Below are 14852 nucleotides of genomic sequence, written 5' to 3'. Positions count from 1 at the left end.
GGCTCAGGCCTCCGTTCCCTGATCGGGGGCAGCGTTCTCGGTGGCCGGCGCCTGCTCGGCCTGCTGCTCGCTTTGGCGCGGGGCGCGCTCACCGCGGCGGCCGCCGCGGCGCTCACCACGGCCGCGACCGCGCGGAGCGGACTCGGCCTGCTGGCGGGCGAACTCGCGCTCGGTCATGTCGCCCTTGTAGATCCACACCTTCACGCCAATGCGGCCGAAGGTGGTCTTGGCCTCGTAGAAGCCGTAGTCGATGTTGGCCCGCAGGGTGTGCAGCGGCACGCGCCCCTCGCGGTAGAACTCGCTGCGACTCATCTCCGCACCACCCAGGCGGCCGGAGCACTGCACGCGCACGCCCTTGGCGCCGGCGCGCATGGCCGACTGCAGGCCCCGCCGCATGGCGCGGCGGAAGGAGACGCGGCTGGCGAGCTGCTCGGCGATGCCCTGGGCGACCAGCTGGGCGTCCAGGTCGGGGTTGCGGACCTCGAGAATGTTGAGCTGAACCTGCTTGCCGGTCAGCTTCTCCAGCTGGCCGCGCAGCCGCTCGGCCTCCACACCGCGACGTCCGATGACAATGCCGGGACGGGCGGTGTGCAGGTCGACGCGAACCCGGTCGCGGGTGCGCTCAATGTCGACCTTGGAGATGCCGGCACGCTCCATGCCGCTCTCCATGAGGCGACGGATCTTGACGTCCTCATCCACGAAGTCGCGGTAACGCTGACCGGGCTTGGTGGAGTCGGCGAACCAGCGGGAGCGGTGGTCCGTGGTGATGCCAGGCGGAAACCGGTCGGGTTGACCTTCTGCCCCATTACCGGGCTCCTTCCTGCTTGGGGGCGTCGGCGCGGTCGCCGACGACGACGGTGATGTGACTGGTGCGCTTGAGGATCCGCGCCGCACGCCCCTGGGCGCGTGGACGGAACCGCTTGAGGGTCGGACCCTCGTCGGCGTACACCTCGGTGATGAACAGGTCGTTCTCGTCGAAGCGCTCGCCGTCGCGCTCGGCCTTGTACCGGGCGTTGGCGATTGCGGACTCGATGACCTTGCGGACGGGCACTGCAGCGGACTGCGGTGCGAAACGCAGCACGCCCACGGCGTCGACGGCGCGCTTGCCGCGGACCTGGTCCACGACCCGGCGTGCCTTCATCGGCGTGCAGCGCACGTACTTGGCCTGCGCCTTGGCTTCCATGATTCTCAGCCTCTCAAACTCTCCGGCGCCCGTCAGCGACGCGCCTTGCGGTCGTCCTTGACGTGCCCACGGAAGGTACGGGTGGGAGCGAACTCACCGAGCTTGTGGCCCACCATGGACTCGGTAACGAACACCGGGACGTGCTTGCGACCGTCGTGGACGGCGAAGGTGTGCCCGATGAAGTCCGGCGTGATCATCGAACGCCGAGACCAGGTCTTGATGACGTTCTTGGTGCCCTGCTCGTTCTGGGCGTCCACCTTCTTCTGCAGGTGGTCGTCGACGAAGGGGCCCTTCTTAAGGCTTCGCGACATGACTGGCTCCTATCAGCGCTTCTTGCCGGTCCGGCGACGGCGCACGATGAGCCGGTCACTGGACTTGTTGGGACGACGGGTACGGCCCTCAGGCTTGCCCCAGGGCGAGACGGGGTGGCGGCCACCGGAGGTGCGGCCCTCACCACCACCGTGGGGGTGGTCCACCGGGTTCATGACCACGCCGCGCACGGTCGGGCGGACGCCCTTCCAACGCATGCGGCCGGCCTTACCCCAGTTGATGTTGGACTGCTCGGCGTTGCCCACCTCACCGATGGTCGCCCGGCAGGCGGCCTCGACGTTGCGGATCTCGCCGGAGGGCATGCGCAGCTGCGCGTACTTGCCCTCCTTGGCGACCAGCTGCACCGAGGTCCCCGCGCTGCGGGCGATCTTGGCGCCGCCGCCGGGGCGCAGCTCAACGGCGTGCACCACGGTACCGGTGGGGATGTTGCGCAGCGGCAGGCAATTGCCGGGCTTGATGTCGGCCCCGGGGCCGGCCTCGATCCGGTCGCCCTGACGCAGGCCGTTGGGAGCCAGAATGTAGCGCTTCTCGCCGTCGGCGTAGTGCAGCAGGGCGATGCGGGCGGTGCGGTTGGGGTCGTACTCGATGTGCGCGACCTTGGCGGGCACGCCGTCCTTGTCGTGCCGACGGAAGTCGATCAGCCGGTAGGCGCGCTTGTGGCCGCCACCCTTGTGGCGGGTGGTGATGCGCCCGGAGGAGTTACGTCCACCGGTCTTGCTCAGGGGCCGAACCAGCGACTTCTCGGGGCGGTTGCGGGTCAGCTCGCTGAAGTCGGCGACCGACGAGCCACGGCGACCCGGGGTCGTCGGCTTGTACTTACGGATTGCCATCTCGATCTTCTACCTTCCGTGTCAGTCCGTCACGTCGCCGAAGATGTCGATGGTGCCCTCGCGCAGAGTCACGATCGCGCGCTTGGTGTCCTTCGACTTGCCGATGCCCGTGCGGGTGCGGTGCGTCTTGCCGCGGCGGTTGAGCGTGTTCACCGAGGCGACCTTGACATCGAAGATGGACTCGATGGCGATCTTGATCTCGGTCTTGTTGGCGTCGGGGGCCACGATGAAGGTGTACTGCCCGCGGTCCATGCAGGTGTACGACTTCTCGGAGACGACCGGCGCGATAATGACGTCGCGGGGGTTCTTACTCTTTACGAAGCTCACTTGGACTCCTCCTCACCCTTGCCGAGGAAGTCGTCCAGGGCGGCGGCGGTGAAGACGACGTCGTCGGAGTTGAGGACGTCGTAGGTGTTCAGCTGGTCGGCCTTGAGTACGTGCGCCTCGGGGGCGTTGCGCAGGCTGAGGCGGGTGAGGTCGTCGGCGCCGGTGGCAACCACCAGGGACTTCGGGCGGTCCGTGAGGTTGCGCAGAGCGGCGAGGGCCGCCTTGGTCGACGGCGTCTCGGAGGTGACGAACTCGGTGATGACGTGGATGCGACCGTTGCGGGCCCGGTCGGACAGAGCCGAGCGCAGGGCGGCGGCCTTCATCTTCTTGGGCGTGCGCTGGGAGTAGTCGCGCGGCTGCGGGCCATGCACGGTGCCACCGCCCGTGAACTGGGGCGCCCGGATGGAACCCTGGCGTGCGCGACCGGTGCCCTTCTGCCGGTAGGGCTTGCGGCCACCGCCGCGAACCATGCCGCGGGTCTTGGTGGCGTGGGTGCCTGGCGGGCCGCGGCCAGCTGGGCCACGACGACCTGGTGCATCAGGGGGATGTTGAGCTCGACGTCGAAGATCTCGCCGGGAAGCTCGACGGTGCCGGTCTTGGCGCCGGTGGAGTCGACGACGTCGACGGTGATGGTGTCTGCCATGGTGTCAGGCTCCCTTCACGGCGGTACGGATGACGACCACCGAGCCCTTGGGGCCGGGGATGGCGCCGCCCATGAGCAGCACGCCCTTGTCGGTGTCGACGCCGCGGACCTTGAGGTTCTGGACGGTCGTGGTGGCGTGGCCCATGCGGCCGGCCATGCGCAGGCCCTTGAAGATGCGGCCCGGGGTGGCGCAGGCGCCGACCGAGCCGGGCTTGCGGTGGTTGCGGTGGGCACCGTGGGAGGCGCCGACGCCGGAGAAGCCGTGGCGCTTCATGGTGCCGGCGAAGCCCTTACCCTTCGAGGTGCCGGTGACGTCGACCAGCTGGCCGACCTCGAAGGTGTCGGCCGTGAGTTCCTGACCGGGCGTGAACTCGCCGGCGAGCGAGGTGCGCACCTCGGCGACGTGACGGCGGGGGGTTACGCCGGCCTTGGCGAAGTGACCGGCGAGCGGCTTGGTGACCTTGCGCTCGTCGATCTCGCCGAAGGCGAGCTGGACGGCCTCGTAGCCGTCGTTCTCGACGGTGCGGACCTGGGTGACGACGTTGGTGTCGATGCGCACGACCGTGACCGGACGCAGCACACCGTTCTCGTCCCAGATCTGAGTCATGCCGAGCTTGGTACCGAGCAGCGCCTTGGTCGGCGCGGCGGACCGCTGGTTGGTAGTCATGGCTTCAGTCCTCAGAGCTTGATCTCAATGTTGACGTCGGCCGGCAGGTCGAGACGCATGAGCGAGTCGACGGCCTTCGGCGTCGGGTCGACGATGTCGATCAGCCGCTTGTGCGTACGCATCTCGAAGTGCTCGCGGCTGTCCTTGTACTTGTGGGGCGACCGGATGACGCAGAACACGTTCTTCTCGGTCGGCAGCGGCACTGGGCCCACGACCGTCGCGCCCGCGCGGGTCACGACGTCGACGATCTTGCGCGCCGAGGAGTCGATGACCTCGTGGTCGTAGGACTTGAGCCGGATGCGGATCTTCTGTCCCGCCATGGCGCCTAACCTCTCTTGCTTTCGGTAACCGGTCCACGCGCTCGGGCGTGTCGCGATGCGACGCGCACCTCGGCCCAGTCAAGCTGGTGAGCCGGTCTGGACACACGGAGTCCCGATGGCGATCGGGTCCGTCAGACTGGATTCCGGGGTGGGCCCCCGGTGCGGCCGGAACGGGTGTGGGCCCGCCGGCTGGCCTACGCTATCAGCGCCGCCCCCGCATGTGAAAGCCGAGGGCACCCGCCGGGCCTGTGAGACCGCGCACGGGTCCACGCGTTCGGGCGTGTCGCGTACCGCGATCGCTTGGTGGCAGGGTGCTGGTGTCCGCTCTCCTGTGACAAGTATTCGGTGGTTGTTGACACCCATGGGCGTGCAGGTGACCGGGGTCACCGGGTCGCGTTAGGGATCGGCGCGCAGTTCCTCGGTCTGTTCCGGCTCAACGACCTTGTTTTAAAGACTGTCCAGGGCGTCACCCGTCTAGGCACGGGGAACGTTGGCGACCAGTACCCCGGCCTCGCCTAAGTCGCGTGTATTGACGAAGTCCCTGCTCTCACGGGTGGGTCTCGTAGTGTGGTGTAGCCGCCGGGGACGCCCAACGCCGGCATGGTCCCCGCCCCGCCCGCCTGTCGCTGGCAAGGTGTGCTCCCAGACGCTCGTCGCTGCCCCCTTCGTCCCAGACTTGGGCCACCCGCATCCAGATGGACCATCAAGCTGCGGCTGGACCGCCTGCCTGCGGTTGGACCGCCTCAAACGCACTCTCAGACGGTCCAACTGAAGAAACGCGGTCCAAGTGCGGGAACCCGGTCCAAGCGCGGGATCCCGGTCCAAACATCTAGGGGGTTGGCAGCACGCTCCCCACAACACACCAGGCCGAAGCACCACGGTCGCGCCGATATCCCGTGATGATTCAGCACGGGCTACCCTGCGAGAGTCGCACTCGGGCACAAGAGTTCGTATTAGCCGGCCGGGCCGGGTCGTCCCGAGGCTCACGAGGACACCTTCGGGCTCGCGAGGCGGTATTCGAACACCCCGCGCTCGTCGAATGCGACCTCATCCGCCCGCGGACACCTTCGGGCTGACAAGGACGTCTTCGGGCGGGGACGTTTACGGGTCGCTGTCTCTTCCAGGCGAAGATCGCTCGAGGACGCGAGTTCGGCCAGGACGCCGGCCCACCGTCGAGAACGCCCTGAGGGGCGGCGTCCTGGAAGGACCGGGCCACGTCCTCGCGGGCCAACCCACGCCCTCGAACCATCCCCACCGACCCGCCGATCCGGACAACCAACAACGCACAACACCGACAACCATCCCGCCCGACAACGACCTCAGCACCCGACCACGACCACCGCAACCTCAAACCCAAAGAACCGGTTTCGAAGATGCCTTAGAAGCGCCTTTCGAGCAGCTGCGGAGACTGGGGCAGGTGGTGATTCGGCCCTGCCGCCTGCGGTGGTCGCATTCGGGTGATCCCGTAGAACCTCATTCGCAGAGCGCCAGGACAAAGAAATCCCCTCCCCCGCCGCGAGGCGAGGAAGGGGATTGTCTTGGCTAAGTGGCGCCCGGGGCGCCTCAAAGCAGGTGGATCGTCACTTAATGATCTTGGTGACGCGGCCGGAGCCGACGGTGCGGCCGCCCTCGCGGATGGCGAAGCCGAGGCCCTCCTCCATGGCGATGGGCTGGATCAGCTCAACCGACATCTCGGTGGTGTCGCCGGGCATGACCATCTCGGTACCCTCGGGCAGCGTGATGACGCCGGTGACGTCCGTGGTGCGGAAGTAGAACTGCGGACGGTAGTTCGAGTAGAAGGGGTTGTGGCGACCGCCCTCGTCCTTAGTCAGGATGTAGACGTGGCCCTCGAACTGGGTGTGCGGGGTGATGGAGCCGGGCTTGCAGACGACCTGTCCGCGCTCGACGTCCTCACGGCGGGTACCGCGCAGCAGCAGACCACAGTTCTCACCGGCCCAAGCCTCGTCCATGGACTTGTGGAACATCTCGATACCGGTGACGGTGGTCTTCTGCGGCTCGCGGATACCGAGGATCTCGACCTCGGAGTTGATCGGCAGCTTGCCGCGCTCGACACGGCCGGTGACGACGGTGCCGCGGCCGGTGATGGTGAAGACGTCCTCGATGGGCATGAGGAACGGCTTGTCCATGTCGCGCTCGGGGGTCGGGATGTACTCGTCGACCGCGTCCATCAGCTCCTTGATCTTGGCGGTCCACTCCGGGTCGCCCTCAAGGGCCTTCAGCGCGGACACGCGGATCACGGGGGCGTTGTCGCCGTCGTAGTCCTGGGAGGACAGCAGCTCGCGGACCTCCATCTCGACCAGCTCGAGGAGCTCCTCGTCGTCGACCATGTCGGCCTTGTTCAGCGCGACCAGCAGGGCGGGGACGCCGACCTGGCGGGCGAGCAGAACGTGCTCGCGGGTCTGGGCCATCGGGCCGTCGGTGGCGGCGACCACCAGGATGGCGCCGTCCATCTGCGCGGCACCGGTGATCATGTTCTTGATGTAGTCGGCGTGACCCGGGGCGTCAACGTGAGCGTAGTGACGCTTGGCGGTCTCGTACTCGACGTGCGCGATGTTGATGGTGATACCGCGCTGACGCTCCTCCGGAGCCTTGTCGATCTCGTCGAAGGGAGTGAAGGGGTTCAGGTCCGGGTACTCGTCGTGCAGGACCTTGGAGATCGCTGCGGTCAGCGTCGTCTTGCCGTGGTCGACGTGACCGATCGTTCCGATGTTGACGTGCGGCTTGGTCCGCTCGAACTTGGCCTTGGCCACTGGTGTCCTCCTGGGACTCGGGTAGTTCTCTTCGTCGGGGATCGACTAGCACATGGTAGCCATACCGACTGCGAGAGTGTCTACTGATGAATTGTTGGAAATCTTACTTGGATGGGCTGCCCCGGATGCAATTCCGGGGCCGGTGGGGCCGGGGCGGACGGCGCGTGTCGTCACGCCCCGGCACCGGGTGCGGCCTGGGTCACTCGCCCTTGGCCTTGGCGATGACCTCGTCCGCGACGTTCTTGGGAACCTCGGCGTAGGAGTCGAACTCCATGGAGTACACGGCGCGGCCCTGCGTCTTGGATCGCAGGTCGCCCACGTACCCGAACATCTCCGACAGCGGGACGTTGGCCTTGATGACCTTCACGCCCTGCGCGTCCTCCATCGACTGGACCATGCCGCGCCGGGAGTTCAGGTCGCCGATGACGTCGCCCATGTACTCCTCGGGGGTGCGCACCTCGACGGCCATGACCGGCTCGAGCAGAACCGGCTTGGCCTTCTTGGCACCCTCCTTGAAGGCCATGGAACCGGCGATCTTGAAGGCCATCTCGGAGGAGTCGACCTCGTGGTAGCCGCCGTCGACGAGGGTCGCCTTGACGTCCACCATCGGGTAGCCGGCCAGCACACCGGTGGTCATGGCCTCCTGCACGCCGGCGTCGACGCTGGGGATGAACTCGCGGGGCACGCGGCCGCCGGTGATGGCGTTGACGAACTCGTAGTGCTTGTTCTCGCCCTCTTCGTCCGCGTCGTCGTGGGTCAGCGGCTCGAAGGTCATGAGCACCTTCGCGAACTGGCCGGAACCACCGGTCTGCTTCTTGTGCGTGTACTCGACCTTGTCGACCTTCTTACGGATGGTCTCGCGGTAGGCGACCATCGGGTTACCGACGTTCGCCTCAACCTTGAACTCGCGCCGCATGCGGTCCACGAACACGTCCAGGTGCAGCTCGCCCATACCGCCGATGACGGTCTGGCCGGTCTCCTCGTCTAGCTCGACCGTGAAGGTCGGGTCCTCCTCGGAGAGCTTCTGAATGGCAACGCCGAGCTTCTCCTGGTCGCCCTTGGTCTTGGGCTCGATGGCCACGTGAATGACCGGGTCCGGGAAGGTCATCGACTCCAGGATGATCGGGTCGCCCTGAGCGCACAGGGTGTCACCGGTGGTGACGTCCTTCAGCCCGATGAACGCGTAGATGTGGCCGGCGTGGGCCTGCTCCACCGGGTTCTCCTTGTTGGAGTGCATCTGGAAGAGCTTGCCGACGCGCTCCTTGCGGCCCTTGGTGGCGTTGAAGATCGTGTCGCCCTGGGAGACCTTGCCGGAGTACACGCGCACGTACACGAGCTTGCCGTAGAACGGGTGCGTGGCGACCTTGAAGGCCAGCGCGGAGAAGGGCTCGTGCTCATCGGCCTTGCGGGTGATGATCTTCGACTCGTCTCCGGGGACGTGGCCCTCGACGTCGGGCACGTCCAGCGGAGAGGGCAGGTAGTCGAGCACGCCGTCGAGCACGGGCTGAATGCCCTTGTTCTTGAAGGCGGACCCGGCGAAGACCGGGAACGCCTCGCCGGCGATGGTGAGCTTGCGGATGCCGCGCTTGAGCTCGGCGACCGACAGCTCCTCACCCTCCAGGTACTTCTCCATCAGCTCGTCGTCGGCCTCGGCGACCGTCTCGACGAGCTCGTTGCGCAGCTCCTCGGCGCGGGAGACGAGCTCGGCCGGGATGTCCTCGTAAACGACGACACTGCCGCGGGTCTCCTTGCCGTCGGCGTCCTTCTCCGGGAAGCGGATGGCCCGCATCTCCAGCACGTCGACGACGCCGGAGAACTCGTTCTCGGCACCGATGGGGAAGTTGATGACGATCGGGGTGGCGTGAAGCCGGTCGCGAATCGTCTGCACGGAGAAGTCGAAGTTCGCACCCAGCTTGTCCATCTTGTTGATGTAGCAGATGCGGGGCACGTTGTACTTGTCCGCCTGGCGCCACACCGTCTCGGACTGGGGCTCGACGCCCTCCTTGCCGTCGAAGACGGCGACGGCGCCGTCGAGCACACGCAGGGAGCGCTCAACCTCGACCGTGAAGTCGACGTGGCCGGGGGTGTCAATGATGTTGATCTGGTTGTCTTTCCAGAAGCAGGTGGTGGCCGCGGAGGTAATGGTGATACCGCGCTCCTGCTCCTGTTCCATCCAGTCCATCGTCGAGGCGCCGTCGTGCGTCTCGCCGATCTTGTAGTTGATGCCCGTGTAGAACAGGATGCGCTCCGTCACGGTCGTCTTGCCGGCATCGATGTGAGCCATGATGCCGATGTTGCGGACCTTAGTGAGGTCAGTCAGCACGTCTAGTGCCACTAGTAATGTCCTTCGTTCTTGTGGTGCGGGAGTTGGGCGCCGCCCGGGCCCGGGGGCTCGGGGGCGTGCGGTTGATTACCAGCGGTAGTGAGCGAAGGCCTTGTTGGACTCGGCCATTCGGTGCATGTCCTCGCGCCGCTTCACGGCGGCGCCGAGGCCGTTGGAGGCGTCCAGGATCTCGTTCATGAGCCGCTCGGTCATGGTGTTCTCGCGCCGCTGGCGGGAGAAGTCCACGAGCCAGCGCAGAGCGAGGGTGGTGGCGCGGTTGGGGCGAACCTCGACCGGGACCTGGTAGGTCGCGCCACCGACGCGGCGGGAGCGGACCTCCAGGGACGGACGAATGTTGTCCAGGGCGCGCTTGAGCACCGAGACCGGATCCTGGTCGGTTTTGGAGCGCACGCCCTCGAGGGCGCCGTAGACGATGCGCTCTGCGGTCGCCTTCTTGCCGTCGAGCAGGACACGGTTGACGAGCTGGGTGACGACGGGCGAGCCGTAGACCGGGTCGACGGCCAGCGGGCGCCGGGGTGCGGGACCCTTACGAGGCATTAGTTCTTCTCCTTCTTGGCGCCGTACTTGGAACGTGCCTGCTGGCGCCCCTTGACACCCTGGGTGTCGAGGGAACCGCGCACGATGTGGTAGCGGACACCGGGAAGGTCCTTCACACGACCACCACGGACGAGCACAATCGAGTGCTCCTGGAGGTTGTGGCCCTCACCGGGAATGTAGGCCGTGACCTCGATGCCGGTCGACAGGCGCACACGGGCGACCTTACGCAGGGCGGAGTTCGGCTTCTTCGGGGTCGTGGTGTACACACGGGTGCATACGCCACGGCGCTGCGGACTGGACTTGAGCGCCGGCGTCTTGGACGCCGCGCGCTTGGTCGAGCGGCCCTTACGGACCAGCTGCTGAATCGTGGGCACTACTGATTCTCCATCTTGAAGTGCTTGCGGGCTGTCGCTGCCCACGTGCCGGCCCGCTCCCCCGAGACGGCGCACTGCGCCACGGTTAGGGCCGGCCCGCCCACCGTCGGCCGGGCCGACGGCGATGCGCCCGGAGCCCCGTGACGGGGCCCGTCGGTTCCCGCCGCGGCAGACCCGCGTCACCGACCGGAGCCTGAACTCCGAGTGGCTGGGAACGGAATGGAGAACGGTGACCGTACGCGGGCACCAGTGGGACACATTACCCGTGCGTGACGCCGTGCGCCAGACGGGGTTGGGGTGTTCCTGGCCACGTCCCACCTCGCCGCCGGTCGCTGTTCATGACGAACCGCCTGCGAGGCCGGACGAACCGTCCGCACAGGCCAACAACGCCGGCTCGACGTCGTCCTCGTCAACCCGGGAACGACCGCCCACACCCGAACACGACCACCACATCGCGGCCCCGAGTCCGAACCGCCGCCCCCCACAAACACAAAGAGCCTGTCTACTACGCCGGTTCACCGTCTACTACGCCACTTAGCGGTCTGCTGAAGGCCTCCGGGGTATACAGCAGATCGCTAACCGGCGTTCCAAACACCGAAGTGGCGTAGCAGACGACCGGCTGGCACGGCTGTACGAGCGCAGCGATGCCGGCGTCGCGGTCGGCTCATGCCGGATCTCCGGGACCTGCTCGGTGTATGTACAAGACGGAGCCGTTGGTGGCGGTCTCCGGGCCGACGGCAAGCTGATCGAACTGGCGCACCGCGGTGGTGCGGATCTCGGTTGCCGCCGACGGGAAGATGCCCAGCGCCGCGCGGACTTCCCCTACTCTCCCTTGGCGGCGCGGAGGATGTCCAAGACCTCGTCCTTGCCGGGGAGGTCCACCCCCAGGGACTCCACCCGATCAATGACGGCGTCGATCTGCTCGGTGTCGATTGCACCCACGTCGAGCAAGTCGGCGTATGTCTCCGCCTGAGCCACGGTTCGCTCCTTGAGGGCTGTTGCCCCGTAATAGGCACCGCCGAAAGTCGCCACGGTCGGCAGTACCAGGCAGGTCAGCAGCAGGATCACCGCGGCCGTCTTCGGACGCGCCCGGGCCACGGCCACGATGGCGACGATGAAGGCGATGAAGGCCAGCACTCCCCCGGTGGCAAAAGCCGCGGCGGCCGTGGTGTTGATCGGGCTGCCCGCACCCTGCGCTACGGCAATGACATCCAGGGAGGCGAGCAGCGTGTAGATGCCCCAGCCGAGCAGCGCCGATGCGAGCAGCACCAGGATCATCCCCAGCGGAGTGGCGGCCGTATGGCGTCGGGTCGGAGCCGCCGGCAGGCGCACTGGGGTGCCCGGCTGCACATGCCCCGCGGCGGGCGCGTACCCGGCCTGCGTGGTGGGCATCGCGTAGCCGGTACCCACCGGCAGCGCCATGGTCGGGGCCGGTTCTGCGTCCGAGCGCGCATAGCCGATGTCCGCACAGTCGGCGGGTGCATACGACTCGGGTAGCGCAGTGGTGGCGGCGCCGTCACCCAGGCCGGTGGTGGTGTCGACCGTTTGGGTCGGCTGCGCATCCTGCCACTGGGCGTCGGCGGCGTCGCGATCCAACCGACCATCATTGCCGTTGCGGCCGAAAGCGCTCACGCGCCTGGTCGCGCCGCGCGATGGATGCGGATTGGCTGGTACTCCGGTGGAGTGGTCACGGGCAACTCTCCTTGGCGACGACGCTGCGGACCGGTGCACCCAAAACGGTACCGATCCGCAGCGTCGTCACGAGGGTGCGTTTAGACACGTTCGTGTCAGTACCAGTAGATGGAGGACCCGGTGACGGTGATCGTCGGCTCGCCGCCCCCATCGGGCCACTCAATGGAACCGTAGAGCGTGTACTTCCAGTCCTCGGGGTCCGGGTCTTTGTTCCAGTCGCTCGGATTGTCGCGCGTGGTGAAGGTAACCGGGCCGCTTTCAAAGCTGGCTCCGTCCACCGTCACCTCCGCGGCCTCTTGGCTCACCTCTAGCGAGTCCAACTGCGTGGACTGCAGCGGGCTCGGGCAGACCTCGTCGAGGTTCCCGGGCGGAGTCACGCAGTCGGACGCCTGCGCGTTGACGGCGTCAAGCACCAGGGTGTTGAGCGCCTCGGTGGGTGTGCCCTCGACCCGCAACTCGCCTTCGGAGGAGTCATTGACGTTCAGCGTGGTGTTGTCGGCCGTGAGGTAATCGGACACGTCTGCACCAACGCCGACGTCGTAGATGCCGAAGTAGACGTACTGGGTGGCCGAGGCGCCGTCGTATTCACTGGTCTCCAGTGACACCTCCGTGCCGCCGACGGTGACAGCGTTGAGCGAGTAGGAGGACAATGTGATCTCCCGGATGAGTGGGGTGTCGACCTCCCAGGTGTTCAGCAAGCCGTACTCCTTGTCCCCTGGCTTCACGGTGATGGGCACGTCCAAGCGCTTGCCGTCCAGGGATAGCGTTGCGTTAACAGTGACCGAGTCACTACCGCTCAGGTCCGCATCGGCACCCGAAGGCACCCGCACATCGACTACCTGGATGCGGGAGGTCGCGGCACCGAGGACGTCGTCGGTCAGCAGCAGCCGCTGGTTGTTCGGCACGCCGGGGTCCACCATGGCGGTGGCCGCGGCGGCTTGGCCGTCGGCGATCAGTTCCAGGTAAGCCTCGACCGCCTGCTCCGGCCCCCGCCGCGAGTTGAGCACGTGCACCGCGATGGCACCGGCTCCGATCACAACTAGGCAGGCCACCACTACACCAGCCACACGCTTCAGCCGCCTTCTGGCCGCCGGGTCCATCGGCTGCGGCGCGGGCAGCGCAGGCACTCCTGCCGCATTGGCCGACATGGCTACTGGCGCGGAGGCGGCCGACATGCTCGGAGCCGACGACGCGTAAGCCGGCGCGGGTGCAGGCGTCGCATAGACCGCTGTCGGCGCCGAAGTCGCGTAGGGCTGGGCGACGTAACCGGCGGGGACGTCGCCCGCCGCCGGCGCAGGGGCGGGCGGGACGGCGCCTGCGGGTGGTACCGCGGGATCCGGTCCGGCCGGCTGTGCAACGCCCGCCGCGTAGGGGTAGGGCTGGGCGGGCGCCACGAATTGCCGGGCCGGCTGTGCCTGACCGTTCACCCAGTATTCAACCGCCCGAGCGCCCGCGCACAGTCGTAGGAAGGAGATGGCGTTGGCGTACAGCCACGTGGGCAGTACCTCCGCCAGCGCCGAGACCATCAGCACGAAGATCGCCAATGTCAGGCTGGACCACCAGGCCGGACCGACGCTTGCCGACGCCTGCTGTCCCAGCAGGCTCCCCGAGACGCGTACCGGTGCGAGCAGGTGCAGCACGAGCAGTCCTGCCACCAGCGCCGCGACAGGCATCTGCCAGGTCCGGCCCAAGTCCGCCGAGGCCAGCCGCTGTCGGCGCACACCGACGCGGGCCGCGCCGGCTATGGCGACCACCACCACGGCGAGGTACAGCAGGATGGACCATGAGCCCATGATGTCCCGGGCAGATACGGTGCCCGCAAGATACGGGGTATCGCCAAGGCCGAGTTCCTGCAGGACAACAGCCGATACGGAGCCCGTGATACTGCCCAGGGTGCCGAGCGTGAGCGCGTACACGATCAGATTGCCCAGCAGCACGGGCAATAAGACCGTCGCACCACTCGCGTCATTCTTAAATGCCGCAAACACGCCGACCACGAGGCTGACTGCGCCGAGCACCACCCCGGTCACCGCTGCCAGTGCACCGAGTTCGCGCAACACTTGGCGCAACCGGGCCGGAACGCGGGAGGTGAGTTGCGTCCCCGCACGCGCCAGCATCAGCGGGGCGAAGACGATCACCCAGATGATCAGTAGTGACGATCCGGCGGAGGCGCGCACAACCACGTCGCCGGTTCCTGCTGGGTCGTAAGAGCCCAGGGCGGTGAGCAGACACGCCACGAGCGCGACCGCAGCCGACTCCACGGCCGCACGCAATGCCATCGCGCCCAGGGGCGCCGCGGATTCGTCTACGGGAGCGCGCTTGCGGGCGAGCAGGAACACGCCGATGGCGATCGCCAGCAGCGTTCCCAGCGGCAGTACCGTCAGCCCCGCATTGACAGAGGCATATGTGCCCACCCCCAGCGTCTCCGGGGAGAACGTGGCTTGCAGCCTGCCTCCGAGGCTGAAGCCAATGGCAACCACGAACAATCCGAAGGAAGTCGGCACGTTGTGCTGCCCAAGCAACTCGAGCGATGTCATGAGCAGTATCGCCGAGACCAGCGCGGCCCCAAACACGACCACGAGCGTGAGCCCTACCGTCGTAAGCGCGGGCTTGCGCATCAGCGCCTGCATCGTGGCCCCGACCGGGCTGGGAGCGGCGGCACTGACCACAGGCGGCTGCATGGCCGGCTGCTGGGCGGTCGGCGGCGTCGGCGTGGGCGGCTGCATGGCCGGCTGAGGCTGGGCGTCGGCCTGGGGGAATACCGGCGCTGCCGGGGGTGGTGCCGCGGCGGCCGGCGGCGGGGCCGTTTCAAAGCCGGTCGCTCGGGTGCCGCC

The 14852-nt window shown here is 67.3% G+C and carries 13 protein-coding genes and 2 pseudogenes; 1 reads left to right on the top strand and 14 read right to left on the bottom strand.

The features are described 5' to 3' along the window. Positions 1-3: 3 nt before the first annotated feature. The 14 genes and pseudogenes from rpsC to BW737_RS07420 all read right to left on the bottom strand — a co-directional run bounded on the left by rpsC (position 4) and on the right by BW737_RS07420 (position 14591). A pseudogene (gene rpsC / locus BW737_RS07490) lies at positions 4-806 on the bottom strand (30S ribosomal protein S3). Further along, complete coding sequence (gene rplV, locus BW737_RS07485) at positions 806-1183, bottom strand: 50S ribosomal protein L22 (RefSeq protein ID WP_086614089.1); 378 nt, start codon at positions 1181-1183, stop codon at positions 806-808. Before rplV ends, rpsC begins: the two are co-directional and overlap by 1 nt. 32 nt (positions 1184-1215) lie before the next feature. Then, entirely contained in the window at positions 1216-1494 is a 279-nt protein-coding gene (gene rpsS, locus BW737_RS07480) for a 30S ribosomal protein S19 (RefSeq protein WP_073327549.1), read from the bottom strand. Between the two features lie 12 nt (positions 1495-1506). After that, on the bottom strand, positions 1507-2343 hold the full coding sequence (gene rplB / locus BW737_RS07475) for a 50S ribosomal protein L2 (protein ID WP_086614090.1): 837 nt from the start codon (positions 2341-2343) through the stop codon (positions 1507-1509). A gap of 21 nt (positions 2344-2364) precedes the next feature. Further along, a complete protein-coding gene (gene rplW / locus BW737_RS07470) occupies positions 2365-2670 on the bottom strand; it encodes a 50S ribosomal protein L23 (RefSeq protein WP_086614091.1) in 306 nt (101 codons plus the stop codon). Continuing rightward, a pseudogene (rplD, locus tag BW737_RS07465) lies at positions 2667-3313 on the bottom strand (50S ribosomal protein L4). Before rplD ends, rplW begins: the two are co-directional and overlap by 4 nt. A gap of 4 nt (positions 3314-3317) precedes the next feature. Continuing rightward, a complete protein-coding gene (rplC, locus tag BW737_RS07460; protein ID WP_086614092.1) occupies positions 3318-3980 on the bottom strand; it encodes a 50S ribosomal protein L3 in 663 nt (220 codons plus the stop codon). An 11-nt stretch (positions 3981-3991) separates the two neighbouring features. Then, entirely contained in the window at positions 3992-4300 is a 309-nt protein-coding gene (rpsJ, locus tag BW737_RS07455) for a 30S ribosomal protein S10 (RefSeq protein ID WP_003786051.1), read from the bottom strand. Positions 4301-5880: 1580 nt separating this feature from the next. Beyond that, positions 5881-7071: an elongation factor Tu gene (gene tuf, locus BW737_RS07445; protein WP_086614094.1), complete on the bottom strand. Its 1191-nt coding sequence runs from the start codon at positions 7069-7071 to the stop codon at positions 5881-5883. Positions 7072-7270: 199 nt separating this feature from the next. Next, complete coding sequence (gene fusA, locus BW737_RS07440; RefSeq protein ID WP_086614095.1) at positions 7271-9406, bottom strand: elongation factor G; 2136 nt, start codon at positions 9404-9406, stop codon at positions 7271-7273. A gap of 75 nt (positions 9407-9481) precedes the next feature. Beyond that, positions 9482-9952, bottom strand: coding sequence for a 30S ribosomal protein S7 (gene rpsG, locus BW737_RS07435; RefSeq protein ID WP_073327560.1), 471 nt, complete (start codon positions 9950-9952; stop codon positions 9482-9484). Then, positions 9952-10326, bottom strand: coding sequence for a 30S ribosomal protein S12 (gene rpsL / locus BW737_RS07430; protein ID WP_073327562.1), 375 nt, complete (start codon positions 10324-10326; stop codon positions 9952-9954). The genes rpsG and rpsL overlap by 1 nt, the downstream gene beginning before the upstream one ends. 822 nt (positions 10327-11148) lie before the next feature. Continuing rightward, positions 11149-11958, bottom strand: a complete 810-nt coding sequence (locus BW737_RS07425; protein WP_143233323.1) for a hypothetical protein — start codon at positions 11956-11958, stop codon at positions 11149-11151. 155 nt (positions 11959-12113) lie between these two features. Next, complete coding sequence (locus BW737_RS07420; protein WP_143233322.1) at positions 12114-14591, bottom strand: hypothetical protein; 2478 nt, start codon at positions 14589-14591, stop codon at positions 12114-12116. Positions 14592-14601: 10 nt separating this feature from the next. Here BW737_RS07420 and BW737_RS16205 point away from each other — a divergent pair, with 10 nt between their 5' ends. Then, positions 14602-14754, top strand: a complete 153-nt coding sequence (locus tag BW737_RS16205) for a hypothetical protein (RefSeq protein WP_180272127.1) — start codon at positions 14602-14604, stop codon at positions 14752-14754. Positions 14755-14852: the final 98 nt, after the last annotated feature.

This window comes from Actinomyces ruminis (genome assembly GCF_002154335.2).
GTDB classification, from domain to species: domain Bacteria; phylum Actinomycetota; class Actinomycetes; order Actinomycetales; family Actinomycetaceae; genus Actinomyces; species Actinomyces ruminis.
This window is presented reverse-complemented; position numbering and strand designations above follow the sequence as displayed.

Excerpts from the sequence above, each read along its gene's own strand:
- rplV (WP_086614089.1), bottom strand. The coding sequence starts at position 1,183 with ATGGAAGCCAAGGCGCAGGCCAAGTACGTGCGCTGCACGCCGATGAAG.
- rpsS (WP_073327549.1), bottom strand. The coding sequence starts at position 1,494 with ATGTCGCGAAGCCTTAAGAAGGGCCCCTTCGTCGACGACCACCTGCAG.
- rplB (WP_086614090.1), bottom strand. The coding sequence starts at position 2,343 with ATGGCAATCCGTAAGTACAAGCCGACGACCCCGGGTCGCCGTGGCTCG.
- rplC (WP_086614092.1), bottom strand. The coding sequence starts at position 3,980 with ATGACTACCAACCAGCGGTCCGCCGCGCCGACCAAGGCGCTGCTCGGT.
- rpsJ (WP_003786051.1), bottom strand. The coding sequence starts at position 4,300 with ATGGCGGGACAGAAGATCCGCATCCGGCTCAAGTCCTACGACCACGAG.
- rpsG (WP_073327560.1), bottom strand. The coding sequence starts at position 9,952 with ATGCCTCGTAAGGGTCCCGCACCCCGGCGCCCGCTGGCCGTCGACCCG.